The 2177-nt window shown below is 68.5% G+C and carries 3 protein-coding genes; 2 read left to right on the top strand and 1 reads right to left on the bottom strand.

Annotation, left to right across the window (positions count from 1 at the left end; translation table 11 throughout):
- Positions 1 to 462 (top strand): TRIC cation channel family protein (locus tag RMO30_RS11865; RefSeq protein ID WP_309713712.1); only part of this gene is annotated, 462 nt, incomplete at its 5' end.
- Positions 455 to 1192, top strand: coding sequence for a HemK/PrmC family methyltransferase (locus RMO30_RS11870; protein WP_309713714.1), 738 nt, complete (start codon positions 455 to 457; stop codon positions 1190 to 1192). The genes RMO30_RS11865 and RMO30_RS11870, both read left to right, overlap by 8 nt.
- 87 nt (positions 1193 to 1279) lie before the next feature.
- Here the strand turns inward: RMO30_RS11870 and RMO30_RS11875 are convergent.
- A partial coding sequence (locus tag RMO30_RS11875; RefSeq protein WP_309713717.1) for an alpha-isopropylmalate synthase regulatory domain-containing protein occupies positions 1280 to 2177 on the bottom strand: 898 nt, incomplete at its 5' end.

The raw sequence follows: 2177 nt of genomic DNA on the forward strand, positions 1-2177 counted from the left end.
GTCGCGACCGGGGCCGCCCTCATCGGCATGTTGCTCGAGCGGATCTTCTCGCGGCTCGCGAACGTCATCACCGTGCTCGACGCCCTCACGATCGGGCTGTTCGGCGCGATTGGCACGACCGCGGCACTCGCTGCCGGACTACCCGAGGTACCGGCCGTCTTCGTCGGCGTGCTCGCGGCGGTCGGCGGATCGATTCTGCGCGACCTGCTGCTCGCACTTCCCATCGCCCTCATGCACGTCGGCTCGCTGTACGCGGTCGCGGCGCTCGTCGGCACGACGACCCTCGTCGTGCTCGTGAACCTCGGCGTCGCCGTCCCCATCGCCGCGATCGTCGGCGTCGGGCTCACCTTCACCGTGCGGGTGCTCGCGGTATTGTTCCGCTGGAGCCTCCCCGAGCAGCGGCGCATCGAGCGCATTCCCCGTCTCTCCCGCAAACCGAAGCCGCCGACCCGGGATGCCTGACCCCGCGCCCCCTGACCCTCTCGTCGCGCGGCTGCGTGCGGTCGGCTGCGTCTTCGCCGAAGAGGAGGCCGCCGAGATCCGCCGGGTCGTCGGGCAGGACGAGCAGCGAGCGGAGCCGATCGTCACCGCCCGCGCGGCCGGCATCCCCCTCGAACACGCGCTGGGTGTCGCCCTCTTCGCCGGAGTTGAGGTCGAGGTCGGCCCGGGCGTCTTCGTGCCGCGCACCCGCGCAGAGATCCTGGTTGACGCCGCCGTCGCCGCCCGCCCCGACGCCCACGTCATCGTCGACCTCGGCACCGGCTCCGGCTCCATCGCAGCAGCCGTGAAGACCCGACTCCCCCGAGCCGACGTCTACGGCGTCGACCTCGACCCGATGGCGCTGACTTACGCCATACGCAACGCCGCCCGCCACGACTTCCACGTTCACGAGGGCGACTGGTGGGATGCCCTCCCCCACGAGTTGCGGGGACGGGTAGACCTCGCGGTCGCCTACCTCCCCCACGTGCCGACCGCCCGCCTCGCCGACATCCCCGGCGACTACCGCGCCCAGGAGCCCAATCTCTCCATCGCGGGTGGCCCCGATGGTCTGGACCCCCTCCGCGAGGTACTCGCGGATCTCGACGCATGGCTGGCTCCCGACGGCGTGCTCGTCACGCTCGTCGCCGAAGAACAGCTGGGGACAGCGACAAACGTCTGCGACGGAAAGCGCGTCACCCTCGTCGTTGGTTGAGTAGCGCCGCCCGCTGGGCGACGCGTATCTAAACGGGGTGCGCACGCTTGGGGTTTTCTTTCCGCGTGCCGCTGCGGGGCGCGCTACTCAACCCGCGGAAATGAGTTCGCGATCCCCAGAGTCAGCGCGAACCGAGCGGTTGACTGCCGACACGACCGCCTTGAGCGACGCGGTCGAGATGTCGCCGTCGATCCCGACGCCCCAGAGCCGTTTGCCATCGACGTGAAGCTCGACGTAGGCGGCGGCTTGGGCGTCGCCGCCGGCGGAGAGGGTGTGTTCGACGTAGTCGTACAGCTTGATGTCGTGTCCGAGCCCGGTGAGGATGCCGAGGAACGCGGCGATGGGTCCGTTGCCGGTTCCGTTCGCCGCCTGCACCTCCTCGCCGACGCGGATGCGAATGTCGAGGTTGACTTCGCCGTTCATGTCACTCGCGGTGCGGGTGCCGAGCAGTTCGTATCGACCCCACTTCGCGTCTTCGGCGGAGGCAGGCAGATATTCGTCTTGGAAGACATCCCAGATCTGTTCGCTGGTGACTTCGCCGCCTTCGGCGTCGGTCTTGGCTTGCACGACTTGGCTGAATTCGATTTGCAGTCGACGCGGAAGGTCAAGAGCGTGGTCGGCCTTCAGCAGGTAGGCCACACCCCCTTTGCCCGACTGCGAGTTCACCCGCACGACCGCTTCGTAACCCCGACCGACGTCCTTCGGGTCGATCGGCAGGTACGGGACCGCCCATTCGATTTCGGAGACCGGCTTGCCCTGGCGCTCGGCTTCGGCATCCATCGCTTCGAAGCCTTTCTTGATGGCGTCCTGGTGGGAGCCGGAGAAGGCGGTGTAGACGAGGTCGCCGGCCCACGGCGAGCGCTCGGGCACCCGCAGCTGGTTGCAGTACTCGGCGGTGCGGCGGATGTGGTCGAGGTCGCTGAAGTCGATCTCGGGGTCGATGCCTTGGGTGAACAGGTTGAGTCCGAGCGCGACGAGGTCGACG

The sequence above is a fragment of the Pseudolysinimonas sp. genome, assembly GCF_031389465.1.
Classification (GTDB): domain Bacteria; phylum Actinomycetota; class Actinomycetes; order Actinomycetales; family Microbacteriaceae; genus Pseudolysinimonas_A.